General features: G+C 73.4%; 12 protein-coding genes. 7 read left to right on the forward strand and 5 right to left on the reverse strand.

Annotation, left to right across the window (positions count from 1 at the left end):
* The first annotated feature begins 72 nt into the window (after window positions 1-72).
* Window positions 73-291 carry a DUF397 domain-containing protein gene (locus K7I03_RS14090; protein ID WP_004955360.1) on the forward strand — a complete coding sequence of 73 codons (219 nt, stop codon included), beginning with the start codon at window positions 73-75 and terminating at the stop codon, window positions 289-291.
* Window positions 292-378: 87 nt separating this feature from the next.
* Here the strand turns inward: K7I03_RS14090 and K7I03_RS14095 are convergent, their stop codons facing one another.
* On the reverse strand, window positions 379-1,872 hold the full coding sequence (locus tag K7I03_RS14095) for a serine/threonine-protein kinase (protein WP_185941632.1): 1,494 nt from the start codon (window positions 1,870-1,872) through the stop codon (window positions 379-381).
* Window positions 1,873-2,274: 402 nt separating this feature from the next.
* On the opposite strand from K7I03_RS14095, the gene K7I03_RS14100 reads away from it, so the two are divergent.
* The 6 genes from K7I03_RS14100 (at window position 2,275) to K7I03_RS14125 (ending at window position 9,733) form a co-directional block, all read left to right on the forward strand.
* Window positions 2,275-2,583 (forward strand): hypothetical protein, encoded by a 309-nt coding sequence (locus K7I03_RS14100; RefSeq protein WP_004955155.1) that lies wholly within the window; start codon window positions 2,275-2,277, stop codon window positions 2,581-2,583.
* A 239-nt stretch (window positions 2,584-2,822) separates the two neighbouring features.
* Window positions 2,823-3,695, forward strand: a complete 873-nt coding sequence (locus K7I03_RS14105; RefSeq protein WP_185941633.1) for a hypothetical protein — start codon at window positions 2,823-2,825, stop codon at window positions 3,693-3,695.
* A complete protein-coding gene (locus K7I03_RS14110; RefSeq protein ID WP_185941634.1) occupies window positions 3,685-5,061 on the forward strand; it encodes a hypothetical protein in 1,377 nt (458 codons plus the stop codon). The genes K7I03_RS14105 and K7I03_RS14110 overlap by 11 nt, the downstream gene beginning before the upstream one ends.
* A gap of 2 nt (window positions 5,062-5,063) precedes the next feature.
* A complete protein-coding gene (locus K7I03_RS14115; RefSeq protein WP_185941678.1) occupies window positions 5,064-6,617 on the forward strand; it encodes an SCO6880 family protein in 1,554 nt (517 codons plus the stop codon).
* Between the two features lie 138 nt (window positions 6,618-6,755).
* Entirely contained in the window at window positions 6,756-8,177 is a 1,422-nt protein-coding gene (locus K7I03_RS14120) for an ATP-binding protein (RefSeq protein WP_185941635.1), read from the forward strand.
* Between the two features lie 2 nt (window positions 8,178-8,179).
* Complete coding sequence (locus K7I03_RS14125; RefSeq protein ID WP_185941636.1) at window positions 8,180-9,733, forward strand: type VI secretion protein; 1,554 nt, start codon at window positions 8,180-8,182, stop codon at window positions 9,731-9,733.
* Between the two features lie 47 nt (window positions 9,734-9,780).
* Here K7I03_RS14125 and K7I03_RS33820 read toward each other — a convergent pair whose 3' ends face one another.
* The 4 genes from K7I03_RS33820 to K7I03_RS14145 all read right to left on the reverse strand — a co-directional run bounded on the left by K7I03_RS33820 (window position 9,781) and on the right by K7I03_RS14145 (window position 15,154).
* Window positions 9,781-12,318, reverse strand: coding sequence for an FtsX-like permease family protein (locus K7I03_RS33820; RefSeq protein ID WP_185941637.1), 2,538 nt, complete (start codon window positions 12,316-12,318; stop codon window positions 9,781-9,783).
* Complete coding sequence (locus K7I03_RS14135; protein ID WP_224347042.1) at window positions 12,312-13,082, reverse strand: ABC transporter ATP-binding protein; 771 nt, start codon at window positions 13,080-13,082, stop codon at window positions 12,312-12,314. Before K7I03_RS14135 ends, K7I03_RS33820 begins: the two co-directional genes overlap by 7 nt.
* Window positions 13,083-13,232: 150 nt before the next feature.
* The gene (locus tag K7I03_RS14140) at window positions 13,233-13,919 is read right to left on the reverse strand and encodes a response regulator (RefSeq protein ID WP_185941638.1); all 687 of its coding nucleotides are present in this window, start codon (window positions 13,917-13,919) and stop codon (window positions 13,233-13,235) included.
* On the reverse strand, window positions 13,916-15,154 hold the full coding sequence (locus K7I03_RS14145; RefSeq protein ID WP_224347043.1) for a sensor histidine kinase: 1,239 nt from the start codon (window positions 15,152-15,154) through the stop codon (window positions 13,916-13,918). Before K7I03_RS14145 ends, K7I03_RS14140 begins: the two co-directional genes overlap by 4 nt.
* Window positions 15,155-15,187: the final 33 nt, after the last annotated feature.

Here is a 15,187-nt window from a genome sequence, read left to right on the forward strand (position 1 = left end):
CTCCCCCTCCCCCAACTCCTCTATGGTGAGCGGACGTCAGCGTCGCAACAGGAGCGAGAGGGTGGGGACATCGTGCCGCAGCGCGTACCGGACGGCCTGAACTGGATCCCGGCCACCGACGACCCGACGGACACCACGTACCTGGAGGTCGCGTTCGACGGCGAGGGACAGGTCTACCTCCGCGAGAACCTCACTCCGGAGAAGGTCGTCATCACCACGGAACGCAAGTGGGAGGCGTTCGTTCTCGGCGTGCGGGCCGGTGAGTTCGACCACTTCGTCGAGGACGTCTGATCACCCGGGCGACGCCCGCCGTCAGCCGTCGCCCCCGCCGTCAGTCGGCGCCGCTGTCAGTCACCGCCGGGTCGGTCACCGCCGCCCTCAGTCGTCGTCTCCTTCATCCCCACCGTCTCCGCCGTCCCCTTCGTCCGCGCCACTGCCGTGGCGGTCGTGCCGGGTCGGGCCGTGATGGTCCTTCTTCCCCTTCTTCCGATCGCTCCCGTCACCCCGCGGTGCCAGTGGCGGCGTGGCGGCAGGTGTCACATGCCGGGTCGTGTCCGCGGCACCGCCGTCCTGCGGCAGGCCCTCGCTCATCTCCCCGGTCTGGCCGCCACCCGGGCGGACCCCGTTGTTGTCGTCGCCGCCGTCGGAGGCGAACAGCGACGCCCCGATGACCGCCGCCACGGCGAAGGCCACCACTCCCGCCACCGCGCCGGCCACGGCCTTCGGACTGCGCAGGCCCTTGCCGCCGCGCGTTCCGGGCCCGCTCCTGCCCCGGCCGGCGTCGGCCCGGCGGTGCCCGGTCAGGGCGGGGGTCGAGCGCGTCGCCGGGGAGCCGGGGAGGGCGTACGTCGTCACGCTCTCCTGGTGGAGCATCGGGTCGTGGCCGGTCCCGGGCATGCCCGGCGGAGGCCCTGCGGGCGGACCTACGGGCGCCCCCGCCGGAGGAACGTACGGCGAGGGCGCGTACGGCGGGGAGGACGGCACCGGCGGCGGCGGGGACGCCGCACCCACGGGCACCCCGGCGGACAGCGGCGGCTGCGCCTGGACCGGCGACTGCCGGTCGCTCCGCCAGGCACCGCTCGCGAACCAGTCGGCCACCTCCCGCGCCGAGGGCCGCTCCTCCGGCTCCTTGGCGAGCATGCGCAGCAGGTAGCCGTCCAGGGCCTGCGAGACCTCGGGCCGGTGCTCCCGCGGCGGCGTCGGCGGGGTGTCGACATGGAGGTAGAGGAGCGCGGTGGGGCTCTCGGCCCAGAACGGAGGCTGCCCGACCAACAAGTGGTAGAGAACGCACCCCAGCGCGTAGACGTCCGACGCCGGCCCCGCCACGCGCCCCAGCGCACGCTCGGGCGCGAGGTAGGTGCTCGTACCGACGATCTGGCCGGCCCGGGTCAGCCCGGCCGACGTCTCGTCGACGAAGCGGGCGATGCCGAAGTCGCCGATCTTCACCGTGCCGCTGCGGTCCAGCATGAGGTTGCCCGGCTTCACGTCCCGGTGGACGACCCCCTGCTGGTGGGCGGCCGCCAGCCCCGCCGCGGCCTGCGCGGCGACGTCGGCCACCCCGGCCGGCGAGAGCGGACCGCGGGCGGCGAGCTGCTGGGCCAGGCTGGGGCCGTTCACCAGCTCCATCACCAGGTAGAAGCGGCCGTCCCAGGACCCGAAGTCGTAGACCGACACCACTTGAGGGTGATTCAGCCGGGCCGCCGTCTGGGCCTCCAGCCGGAAACGCTGGGCGGCGGAGTCGTCTCCGTCGTCGCCAAGGAGCAGCTTGACCGCGACCTGACGGCCCAGCACCTCGTCCTGGCCGCGCCAGACTTCGCCCATTCCGCCCCGGCCGAGCAGCTCCCCCAGCCGGTAGCGTTCGGCAACCAGCACCCCTACCACCCTTGAACTCGACGCACCCCACGAACCATGCGATGAGTGCGATGAACGCGATGAACCGGCCCCGCGACCGCCCCCTGCGGCGCGTGCGAGAGCGGCCCCCACAGCCTACCGACCACACCAACGGTTCCCCGAACATCCGTACACCCCCTGCCCTCACGCCCATTGCCCGCCGTGGGCATGCGTGATACACAGAGTCACCATAGAGCTACCCACTGACAACGGCCGGCGGGCCGGGTGGCCGCACCGGCCGAAGATGGCGCAGGCATATGCGGGTTCCATCAAAAAATGCCGCCAAGTCGACATGCAAGTGCGGCATCGTCAGCGAAGATAGGTACCGACCTTTGCCGTGCGGCAGGGGCGGCACAACTACCCTCTAGGGGCGGTGAGTTACGAATGTTCTTGGCAGCCGGAAAAGGCGACATCAACACCATTATCGGCGGAATCGCCCCAAACTGGGGGCCTTTCGGCAGCCTGGGCCGGGAGGCCCGGGTAATGATCGAGGTCATCATGGCCGTATCGATCCTGCTCTGCCTCGCCATCGCGATCTGGGGCGCGGCGAAGCAGCGCATCGGCGCGACGGCGCTCCGCGACACCTTCAGCGCGGAACAGGGCAAGGGGCTCATCGTCGCGGGCCTGACCGGTGTGTTCATCATCGGCTCGCTCGGCACGCTGTTCACGATCGTCTACGGCATGGCCGTGTGATCCGGCGTCCGCCGGACCCGGCCGCCCCGGCCGGCGGACACCCGGCGCGCCCCTGACCCCGGCGCGCCCGTACGGCGTCTCCACCCCGCGCGAACCCGCTCACCCGCGGGTCCCCCCACCCAAGGCTGCTTCCTGATGCCCCCTCACTCCCTCACGCCCTCCCCCCGGAAACCGCCCGCACCGCTACCGTCGTCTCATGGCGGCAGGCCCGCGACGACGCATGAGGGAGCAGGCACGCGATGAGTCTCGGTGACGACGGCTACCGAAGCGGTCAGGGCTCCGGCGGCGACGGCGGGGGTTACGGCGGGTACGACGCCGACGACCACCACCTGACCCGCACCCGGCTCCCCGAGGGCGAAGTCGACCCTTACGCCCCCCAACGCCGCCCGGCACGCCCCAGCCGGAACCTCATCACCATCGTCGCGGTGGTCGTCCTCCTCGTCGCCGCCATCGCCTTCGCCAACCGCGGCGGCGACAAGTCGTCGTCGGACGGCGACAACGGGAACTCGGCTAAGGGCGGCAGCAGCGCGACGGCGCCGTCGGGGGTGAAGCCGGTGGACGGGAAGAGCGGGGGGATTCCGTCGGGGTTCGCGCACGACGAGCAGGGGGCTCAGTCGGCGGCGGCGAATTTCGCGGTGGCCCTCGTCTCGGCGGACATCGTGAAGCCCGACCGGCGGCACGAGATCATCCCCAAGGTCTTCGCCGGTGACAAGGTTTCCGACCTGCAGAGCAAGTTCGACAGAACCTACTCGAAGGACTTCCTCGGCAAACTCGGCCTGAACGAGCAGGGAGAGGCCGCCAAGGGCATGACCTACGTGTCCCGGACGATGCCCGTGGGCACCAAGGTCACCGAGTACAGCTCCTCCAACGCTTCCGTCGAAGTGTGGTGCACCGGTGTATACGGCACGGCGGGTGTCGGTTCGACGAACCCCGTGGCCAATGACTGGTTCACGATGACGATCGCCCTGCGCTGGGTCGATGGTGACTGGAAGGCCGATTCCTTCTCGCAGAAGAGCGGTCCCGCACCCGTCAACGGGGACAAGCCCGCCTCGCCGGCGGACGAGATCTCCAAGGCAGTCGAGCAATACGGAGCGTTCACCTATGCCCGTTAGGCCCCGCCGTGCCGTGACGCTCGCTGCCGTCCTGGCCGGCGTCCAAACAACCGTGGTGCTGCTGGCGAGCCGTGCCATGGCGGCACCGACGCCCACGCCGACTCCCGGGACCACCGCACGTCCGACCCCCGGCGGAAGCACATCGCCTTCGCCGGGCGCGACCGTGACTCCGAGCCCCAGCTCGTCGGTGAAGGACTCCTGCGACCTGATCGTCGGCCCAGCCCGCCAGTACTGCCAGTCCACTCCCGACAAGGCCAAAAGCCCCCCCGACACCGCCACCGCCCTAGACCCCGCCGCCGCCCTCGCCAAAGGCTGCGCCGAGGCGGCCCAGTGGACGGTCGAGAAGCTCTCGGAAGCCGTGAAGAACACGAGCAACGTGGACTTCACGAACAGCACCTTCCTCCGCCAGTACGCCGTCGTCTTCGCCGCGTCGACGATCCTGACGCTCGTCCTCTGGCTTCTGGCCGTCGCCAAGCGCGCCGTGCGCGGCGTGCCGTTCACGGAGGCGGTAACGGAAGCGGTGGGCTTCCTGTGGCTGACGGTGCTGGCCTCCGCCTTCACGCCCCTCATCCTGTACACCGTCGTACAAGCCACCGACGCCGTGACGGAGGCCATCGCCTCGGGCACCGGTGCGAAGAACGACCAGTTCTTCAACGCGTTCTCGCAAGCGCTCAAGCAAGGCAACGGCATCGGCGGCGGTCCGATCATGCTGATCGTCGTCTCCCTGGTCTCCGTGCTCGCCGCCGGCGTGCTCTGGCTGGAGCTGGTGATCAGGGCCGCGCTGCTCTACGCGGGCGCGCTGCTCGGCACGGCGGTCTACTCGGGGCTCGTCGACAAGAACATGTGGGGGCACGTCCGCCGCTGGGCGGGCATCATGATCGCGGTGATCCTGGTGAAGCCGATCATCGTGATCGTGCTGGCGCTCGCCGGAGCGCTCTCCTCCGGGCAGGGCCCGAAGGAGTTGTCCGCCGTCGTGTCCGGCCTGGCGATCATCATCCTCGCCATCTTCTCCAGCGCGATGATCTACCGCTTCGTCCCCGGCTTCGGCGACGAGATCATCAGCAGCCGCAACGCCAGCAGGGACGCCGCGTCCCGCCAGGCGGCGGCCGTGATCTCCTCTCCCGCCACCCTGGTCAAGCAGGGCATCACCACCCACAGCGCCCGCGGCGGTGGAGGCGGGGGCGGGGACGGCACCCAGCCCGCCCGTCCCGCCAACCCCCTCTCCGGCGGCGTCGCCGCCCACAGCGCCCGCCGCCCCCCGAGCACGGGCGGCGGAGCACCGGCCGGCGGCGCCCCCGCGGCCCCGGCCGCCCCAGCACCGCGGGCACAGAACAACGGCAATACCTCTGGAGGTGAGCGGAGTTGACGATCGAGGCGCAGTCCCCGCCGGTCGCGGCCCGCCGTACGTATCTGATCGGCCGGGCCCGCCCCAACGCGGTCGTCGGCAAGAACCGGGAGACCGGTGAGATCGGACTGATCATCGCGGGGGCCTTCCTCGGCATGATGTGCGGCCTGCTGGTGCCCATCCTGCCGCTGCGGATCCTCACGCTCACCGGCTTCCCCGCGCTCGCGCTCGCCGCCGTCTACGTGCCCTACAAGCAGCGCACCTTCTACAAGTGGTTTGAAATCAACCGCAGCTACAAGCGCGCCCTGCGCCGCGGCACCACCTACCGCTCCGCCGCCGTCGAGGCCGGCACCCGGCTCGACGGGCGTGAGGTCGAGGTCGGCCCGCCGCCCGGCATCGGCCGGATCAACTGGCTGTCCGCCCCCTTCGGCCCGGACGAGATCGCCGTCCTGCTGCACGCCGACCGCCGTACCGTCACCGCCGCGATCGAGATCGAGGGCCCCGGCGTGGGCCTGCGCGACTCGGAGGACCAGGAGGCCCTGGTCGAACGGTTCGGCACGCTGCTCAAGCACGTCGCCAACGGGGACGGCTACGTCACCCGCCTCCAGATGCTGGCCCGCACCCTGCCCGCCGACCCCGACGCGCACGCCAAGGACGTCGAGCGGCGCGGCGACGACAGGTCGCCGGAGTGGCTCAAGGAGTCCTACGACCAGCTCCAGTCGATGGTCTCGACCTCCTCCGAGCAGCACCGCGCCTACCTCGTCGCCTGCATGCACTACACCCGCGACCTCTCCGCCGAGGCCCAGGCCATCGCCCGCGCCTCCCGGCACGGCGGCGGCAGGCGGAAGCTCGACCGGGACGGCGGTCTCGCCGTCGTCATGGCCCGCGAGCTGACGGACATCTGCGCCCGGCTCGCCGAGGCCGATATCCGCGTCCGGCAGCCGCTCGGCCAGAGCCGGCTGTCGTCCCTCGTGCACTCCATGTACGACCCCGACCACCCCATCGACCACATCCAGGCCATGACCCAGCGCAACGCCTGGCCCGCCGAACTCGACGCCCTGCAGCCGACGTACCTCCAGGCGAAGACCCGCGAGTCGTCGACGCGCGAGCCGTGGTGCCACGCCACCGCGTGGATCAAGGAGTGGCCGATGACCCCGGTGGGCGTCAACTTCCTCGCCCCGCTGCTCGTCCACACCCCGGACGTCATCCGCACCGTCGCCGTCTGCATGGACCTGGAGCCCACGGACGTCGCCATCGAGCGGATGCTGACCGAGAAGACCAACGACGACGCCGACGCCTCCCGCGCCGCCAAGATGAACCGCGTCGTCGACCCGCGCGACGTCGCCCACCACTCCCGCGTCGACCAGCGCGGCGAGGACCTGGCCAGCGGCGCCGCCGGCGTCAACCTCGTCGGCTACATCACCGTCTCGTCCCGCTCCCCCGAGGAACTGGCCCGCGACAAGCGGACCATAAGAGCGTCGGCCGGCAAGAGCTACCTCAAGCTGGAGTGGTGCGACCGCGAGCACCACCGGGCCTTCGTCAACACGCTGCCGTTCGCGACCGGCATCCGACGATGACCGACATGCCCGGAAGAACCGGTAAGACCGGCAAGGCCGGCAGAACCGGCACCACCACCAGCACTACCCGCACCACCGGCACGACCGGCCCATGAACGCCAGACGCCGCAGACGACGCTAGACCTAGGGGCGACCGCCGTGCTCGATCCGCTCTCCGCCATCTCCAACGCCTTCACCAGCTTCCTCTTCGGGAAGGTGGAGACGACCCGCCTGCCCGTCCGCACCTCCACCGGGCAGGCGCAGGCCGTCTACCTGCCCACCGCGGCGCCCGGCCTGGGCGACTCGGGCGTGATCATCGGGCGCGAGGTGTACTCCGGCAAGGGCTACATCTACGACCCGTTCCAGCTGTACGGCCAGCAACTGCCCGCGCCGCACTGGCTGGTCCTCGGCGAGTCCGGCAACGGCAAGTCGGCGCTGGAGAAGACGTACGTCCTGCGGCAGCTCCGCTTCCGCGACCGGCAGGTCGTCGTCCTCGACGCGCAGGGCGAGGACGGCGTCGGCGAGTGGAACCTCATCGCCCAGCAGCTCGGCATAACCCCGATCCGGCTCGACCCCATGGCCGCCCTCGACGGCGGCATCCGGCTCAACCCGCTCGACCCGTCCATCACCACCACCGGCCAGCTCGCCCTGCTGCGCACGATCATCGAGGTGGCCATGGGCCGCGGCCTCGACGAACGTTCCGGTTTCGCGCTCAAGGTCGCCCACGCCTACGTCAATGAATCGGTGACCGACCGGCAACCGGTACTGACGGACATCGTCGAACAACTCCGGCACCCCGAGGCCGAGTCGGCGGAGTCCATGAACGTCGACATAGACGACGTTCGCGCCTGGGGCCTGGACGTCGCGCTCGTCCTCGACCGCCTGGTCGACGGCGACCTGCGCGGCATGTTCGACGGACCGACGACCGCCGGCATCGACCTCGACGCCCCGCTGATCGTCTTCGACCTCTCCCACATCGACCGCAACTCCATCGCCATGCCCATCCTCATGGCGATCGTCGGTGTCTGGCTCGAACACACCTGGATCCGGCCCGACCGCAAGAAGCGCATCTTCCTCGTCGAGGAAGCCTGGCACATCATCAACTCCCCCTTCGTCGCCCAGCTCTTCCAGCGGCTGCTGAAGTTCGGCCGCCGGCTCGGACTGTCGTTCGTCGCCGTGGTGCACCACCTCTCCGACGTCGTCGACGGCGCGGCGGCCAAGGAAGCCGCGGCCATCCTCAAGATGGCCTCCACCCGCACGATCTACGCGCAGAAGGCGGACGAGGCCCGCGCCACCGGCCGGGTCCTCGGCCTCCCCCGCTGGGCCGTCGAGATCATCCCGACGCTCACCCCCGGCATCGCCGTCTGGGACGTCAACGGCAACGTCCAGGTCGTCAAACACCTGATCACGGACGCCGAACGCCCGCTCGTCTACACCGACCGCGCCATGACCGAGGACGGCGTCCTCGACCGCGGCCCGGCCCCCGAACGGACGGCGGCGGACCGCGCGACCGCGGCGCGCGAACGGTATCCCGACCCGGACGAGGTGTACGGCACGACGCCCCGGTCGACGGTGGCCTGACCGTGGCGCAGGGTTCGCGGCCCCCGGGCGAGCGGGGCACCGGCGGGGTACCGGACGGCCTGCTGGTCGGCGCCTTCGCCTTCCTGCTGGGGATAACGGTGCTGCTGTGGTCGGCGACGGGCCTGGCGGGCTTCTTCGCGCACGGCGGCTGGCCCGAGGCCGTCACCCTCACCCGCACGCCCCTGGCCCTGCGGCACCTGATGTCCGACCCGCGCGACCTGTCGGCCGCCTGGCCGGACACCCCGCCGGACGAACTGTCGGGGTACGGGCTGTTCTGGGGCATCGTGATCAGCGAGGCGCTGGTGGCCGTGGTGCTGCTGGTGTTCGCGCTCGGCACGCTGGCCCGCTGGCGCCGCGTCCGACGGGCCCGGCGGGACGCGGCGGTACGGACGGTGGGCGGCGGCCCAGGGCTCGCGGAGGAGGCGCTCGCGGCGGGGGCGGACGCGGCGGGTGCCCCCACGGCCGTACCACTGGCACCGCCCGCACCCACGGCCGTCGAGACCGAGGCACCCACACCGCCGGAGCCCCGGCCGACGACAGCACAGCAGGCTCCGGCGGCGGAGCCGCCCCCGCCGGAGCCGGCCACCCCCACGAACGACCGCCCCCCGCACGTCCCTTCACCCCGCCCGCCCGCCACACCCCCACGCCTCGTCTACGGCACCGACCGGCGCTCCGCGGCGGCCCGGGCGATCCTGGAGGCCGCCGGGCCGGTGCTGGTCACCACCAGCGACCCCGAACTGTGGGCGGAGACGAAGGACTCCCGCGCGAAGCTCGGCCCGGTCCGCGTCTTCGACCCCGGGCACCTTCTCGACACCCCCGACCGGCTCCGCTGGAACCCGTCCGCCGGCTGCGAGTCGCGCACCACGGCCGCCGCCCGCGCGAACGCGCTCCTCGCGCCCGTCCGCCCGTTGAGCGCCCTGGACTCGCTGACCGCCGAGACGGCGGAGACGCTGCTGGGCTGCTGGCTGCACGCGGCGGCCGTGGACGGCCGCCCGTTCCGGCAGGTGCACCGCTGGGCCCAGGGCACCTCGGCCCACGAGCCCGTACGGATCCTCCGCACCAGCCCCAAGGCGGCGGCCGGCGCGGCGGGCGAACTGGAGTCCGCGCTGACCGGCCACCCGGAACGAAGAGACATGGCACAGGAGTTGACGGCCCGCGCCCTCAATGCGCTGTCTTCGGTCCACATCCGCGACGCGTGCAATCCAAATCGGTCGGATGTGCTCGCGCTGGAATCATTCGCCGCGGAGATGGGAACGCTCTACGTGGTGGGTGAGGCGATTGAGGATCCCCGCACCCGCCCGGGTGCGATGCCCTTGCTGACCGCACTCACCGCGAACGTGGTCGAGCGCGGCCGGGGCGTGGCCGAACGGTCACCTTCCGGTCGGCTCGACCCACCACTCACCCTGGTCCTGGACGACGTGGCGGCCGTCGCTCCACTGCCCGCCCTCCCGGACCTCCTGGAGGACGGCGCCGACCTCGGCATGCCCACCCTGGCCCTGATGCGCTCCGAGGAACAGGCCCGCACCCGCTGGCCCCGCCGCACGCTGACGGGCTGAACGCGCCGCCGATCACTCACGCACCGGCTCACGGCCGGATCCGTCCGTCACACCGACGCCCCGCCGCGTCCCCGCCCCACCCGCAGCACCGAAGACAGCACCGACCACACCACCGATCGCACCACCGCCCGAGCCGCCGGAAGCGCCACCGGCAGCACCGCCGCGCCCGTCGCCACCACCGCGCACACCACCGCCGTCATCCCCACGGGCCCCCAGGGCACGGCCGGCCCGTACCCGTCCGCGATCCGGTCCAGCGACAGCCGCTGCACGGCCAGGACGGCCGCCCCCGCCCCCGCCGCGACGATCCCGCCCACGCCCACGGCCAGCAGGGCCTCGCCCCCGGCCATGCGCAGCACCTGGGCGCGCGTGGCGCCGGTCAGGCCGAGCGCGGCGAACTCCCGCCGCCGCCCGGCCGACGCCATGACGAGCGTGTTGGCCACCGAGATCAGCGCGTACCCCACCGAGACCCCCAGCACCACCGTGGCCGCGGTGTCCGCCTTCTCCCTCAGGCCCGCCTCCATGGCCGTGAACCAGTCGCCGACCGTCGCCGTCCGGGCCGGACGCCCCCGCAGCGCCGCCGCCAGACGGTCCGCCACGGCAGCCCGGTCCGTGCCCGGCCGGTACATCAGCAGGACCCGGTCCGGGGTGATCCCCGCCCTGTCTCCCGCCGGGAGGAGGGCGGACGACACATAGGTGGTGTCCCCCGAGAGGCCCGTCCGCACGACGGCCGCGATCCGCAGCTCGTGCGGCACCCCGTCCGGCAGCCGGACGACGACGCGCTCCCCGAGCGCGAGACCGTTGCTCCGGGCCGTCCGCCGGTCGATGACGACCGCGTCGTCCCCGAGCCCGTCCAACGAGCCCTCCACCACCCGCGGCCGGAGCACGCCACCGAGCGCGCCCGGCGCCACGGCCTGCGCGCTGAGGGAGTCGAGAACGGGACCGGAGCGCTTCCCGATGTAGGCGCGCACCGGAGTGACGGACGTGGCGGCCACCCCGGGGACGGCCCGGAGCGCCTCCAGCGTCGGACGGTCCAGCCGTCCGCCGGCCGCCGCCGGGACGACCACCCGGTCGGCCCGGGTCTCCTCGCGCGCCTGCGCCAGCCGGGCGCGGTCGCCGTTGGCCTGGACGCAGAGCATGGTGGCGACCAGGCCGACCGCGATCACCGCCGGCACCATGGTGGCGGCCGCGCGCCGCCGGGAGTTCAGCATGTTCTGGCGCACCAACAGCGCTCCGGCCCCGCGCCGCGTCCACGGCCGGGTCGCCAGCCGCACGGCGGCCGGCAGGACGAGCGGCGCCAGCAGCGCCCACCCGCCGGTGAACAGCAGCGGCACCGACCCGTACTTGCGCGGGTTCACGGCCGTCTCCGGCGCCTGCCGCGCGATCACCCATCCCGCGACGACCGCACCGGCCAGCATCCCGACGCCGAGCACCACCCGCACGGGCGTCAGGGACCGCCGGCCCACGGCGGCGTCCCGCATCGCCTCCGCCGGGCGCACCCGCGCCGCCCGCAGGGCGGCCGACGCGGCACCGAGCAGCGCGGAGCCGGTCCCCGCGAGGAACGCGCAGGCCGGTGCCACGGGTTCGAGGCCGATGGAGAACCAGCGCGGCGCCACCCCGTGGCCGGTCATCCACGTCTCCAGCACGCCCGTCGCACCGGCCCCGAGGACGCATCCGACCGCGGACGCCACGGCCCCCACGACCGCCGCCTCCGCCAGCACGGTCCGCCGGACCTGCCGGGGCGTCGCGCCGATCAGCCGCAACAGGGCGAGTTCACGCCGCCGCTGCTCCACGGCGAAGGCGAAGGTGGCGATCACGATGAACATCGCCACGGAAGCGGCGATCACCATCGTCGTCCCCGCCATCGCCTGGGCGTTGGACAGGGCGGCGGCGCCACCGGACGGATCGGGATCGGCGACGACGCGCCCGTCCCCGGTACGGACGAGGGCCCCCGGGCCCGCCGCCGCCCGCACCCGGTCCGGGGGCGCGTAGGCCACCAGGGCGTTGACCGGCGGCGACAGCCGGGCCGCCGTCCGGTCGCCGAAGAAGACCGCGTCCTCGAACCAGACCGGCGCCGTCACCCCCACCACCGTGTACCGCCGCACCCCGTCCGCCGTGCCGACCGCCAGGGCGCGGCCCACGAGCTCCGCCGCGCCCCCGCCGAGCACCACCTCGCCGTCCCCGCCGGGCGCCCGGCCAGCGACGAGCCGGTACCGGCCGAGACCGGCCGCCGACCAGCCGTGGCCGACCACACTCCGGCCCCCGGACGACGGACCGCCCGGCGCACCGCTCGACACGGTGACCGGGAAACTGCGGTCGGCCGTCACCCGGCCCGTCGCGGCCACCGCGGCGACCGTCCGGTCCGGAAGGGACGCCGGGGGCCGCGCGCGGTCGCCCCGCGGATCGGCCGGTACGACGACGGCCGGGGCGGCGGCGAAGCGCTGCGGGCCGGGGTGCGGGGTGCCGAAGGTGGCCCCGAGCGTGAGCGCCATCATCGCGATCACCGCGGTACCGAGGACGAGGGCGAGGAACGCTCCGGCGAAACCCGCCCACCGGGTCCGCACCGTCGCCAGTGCGAGACTCAGCACGCGACCGCCTCCAGCCCCGCCATCCGGGCGGCGACGCCCGCGGCCGTCGGCCGGTCCAGCTCGCCGGCGACCGCGCCGTCCGCCAGGAACACCACGCGGTCGGCACCGGCCGCGGCCACCGGATCGTGGGTGACCATGACGACCGTCCGCCCGTGCCCGTCCACGGCCCGGCGCAGCAGGGCCAGCACCCCGCGGGAGGCGGTGGTGTCGAGGGCGCCGGTCGGCTCGTCGGCGAACAGCACGTCGGGACGGGCCACCAGGGCGCGGGCGATGGCCACCCGCTGCTGCTGGCCGCCGGAGAGCTCCCCGGGCAGGTGCCCCGCCCGGTCTCGCAGCCCCACCTCGTCCAGCGCCCGGTCCACCCGTGCCGCGTCGGGCCGCAGCCCGTCGAGCCGGAGCGGGAGTTCGACGTTCTGCCGGGCCGTCAGCGACGGCAGCAGGTTGAAGTGCTGGAAGACGAAGCCCACGCGGGAGCGCCGCAGCACGGTCAGCTCCGTCTCGGTCAGCGCCGCCGGGTCGGCCCCCGCGAGCTCCACCCGACCGCCGTCCACCCGGTCGAGCCCGGCCGCACACTGCAACAACGTCGACTTGCCCGATCCCGAAGGACCCATGACGGCGGTGAAGCTCCCCGCCGGGAAGGCCAGGTCGACCCCGGCGAGGGCGGTGACCGCGTTCTCCCCGGAGCCGTACGTCTTGCGCGCCCCGACGAGGCGGACGACGGCGGTGCCGGTGGCGGGGGCGGTGCCGGTGGCGGGCAGGGTCACGGTGGCTCTCCGGATCGGGCGGCGGCTCGGCCTCCATGCTGGCGCCGACCGTGTGCCGCGCACATCGCCGACACCGGCGATCCGGTAGCCACCGGCATCCCTCACACGGGGGAGGGCCGACGGGCTCTCGTGCGCCCCCCCGTCAGCCGCTCACTCCGCTCCGGGCGCTCCGAGCTCTCCAGGCTCTCCGGGCGCGATGAGCCCCGTCTCGTACGCGCAGATGACCGCCTGGACACGGTCCCGCAGCCCCAGCTTCGCCAGAACGTTGCTCACATGCGTCTTCACCGTGTGCTCGCTGACCACCAGGCGGGCCGCGATCTCCGGGTTCGACAGCCCCCGCCCGAGCAGCAGGAGCGTCTCGCGCTCGCGCGCCGTCAGGACGTCCAGCCGCCCGGCGTCCTCCGGGACGCCCGGCCCGCGCCGGGTGAAGTCCGCGACGAGACGCCGCGCGACGGACGGCGCGAGCAGCGCGTCCCCGGCGACGACCACCCGCACCGCGTGCACGAGATCGTCGCGCCGGACGTCCTTGAGGAGGAAGCCGCTGGCGCCGGCGTGCAACGCGTCGTACACGTAGTCGTCCTGGTCGAAGGTGGTGAGCATGACCGCCTTGGCGGACGACTCGGCGCAGACGACGCGGGCCGCCTCGATCCCGTCCATGCGGGGCATCCGGACGTCGAGCAGCACGACGTCCGGCGCGTGGGCACGCACCGCGGCGACGGCCGCCGCGCCGTCGCCCGCCTCCGCGACCACCTCCATGTCGGGCTGCGCGGAAAGAATCATCGCGAAGCCGCCGCGCACCAGTTCCTGGTCGTCGGCCACCACGACGCGGATCGTCACGTACCCACCTCCGCGGGCGAGCAGATCACGATCGGGAGGTCGACGGCAACGCGGAAGCCCCGCCCGCCGGGGACCGGCCCGGCGACGACGGCCCCGCCGTGCGCCGCGGCCCGCTCCCGGATGCCGATCAGCCCGCGCCCGCCGCTCGTGGGCGAGGTGCCCGACAAGCCGAACGGGCCGGTGCCGGGGCCGTCGTCCACCACGGACACCGTCAACAGCTCGTGCTCCCAGGCGAGCCGGACGGTCGCCGTACGGGCGTCGGCGTGCCGGAGGACGTTCGTCAACGCCTCCTGCACCACCCGGTAGACGGTGGCCTGCGTGTCGGCCGCGAGGGGCACGGGCTCGCCCTCGACCTCCAAGGCGACGTCGAGGCCGGTGCCCCGGACGTCGTCGACCAGCTCACCGAGCCGGTCCAGCGTGGGCTGGGGCACACGGCCGGCCCGCTCGCCGTCCGCGGACCGCCGTGGGCCGCCGCCCTCCCCGCGCTCCTCCAGCAGGCCGAGCATCCGCCGCAGTTGGTGCATCGCGTCCCGCCCGGCTCCGGAGATGGCGTCGAAGGCCCGTACGGCCCGGTCGGGGTCGGAACGCACCGCCAACGGTCCGGCCTCCGCCTGAACGATCATCAAACTGACCGCGTGCGACAGGATGTCGTGCATTTCGCGCGCGATTCTGGCCCGTTCCCGCTCGGCCGCCCGCTCGATCTCGGCCTGCCGGGAGCGTTCCAGCTCGGCGGCGCGCGCCTCGACCGCCGCCGTGTACGCCTGCCGGGTCCGGGCGAGGGACCCCAGGGCGTAGGCCATACCGAAGACGAAGAGGTTGAAGAGGTGCTCGCGCACGGAATCGGAATGCACCATGTTGCCGGCCACGACCAGCGGCATCCCCAGTCCGAGCACGGCCCGCCGCTGCCGCACACCACCGGCCGCGGCCACCGTGAACACCGCCACCAGCGGGCTGTACGGCAGGGGCTGCCCCGGCCCGCCGAACGGCTCGTGGGCGGCCACCGCCGCCACGACCAGCAGAAGGACGGCCAGCGGCGCCCGCGAGCGCCACAGCAGCGGCACCACCGTCAGCGTCGTCATCCCGTACGCACCCCAGCCGGCCGCCGCCGCGCCCGGCGCGCGCGGCACGGCGAACGGAATGGTCACCGCGGCCTGGACCACCAGCGCGACCAGCAGATCCACGGCGGCGGGACGGGAACGGAAGCCGTCGAAACGACTGGAAAGGGTGAAGTGCACCCGAAGATGGTGACGGGTTCTCACCCTCGGGAA

Source organism: Streptomyces mobaraensis (assembly GCF_020099395.1).
Lineage (GTDB): Bacteria > Actinomycetota > Actinomycetes > Streptomycetales > Streptomycetaceae > Streptomyces.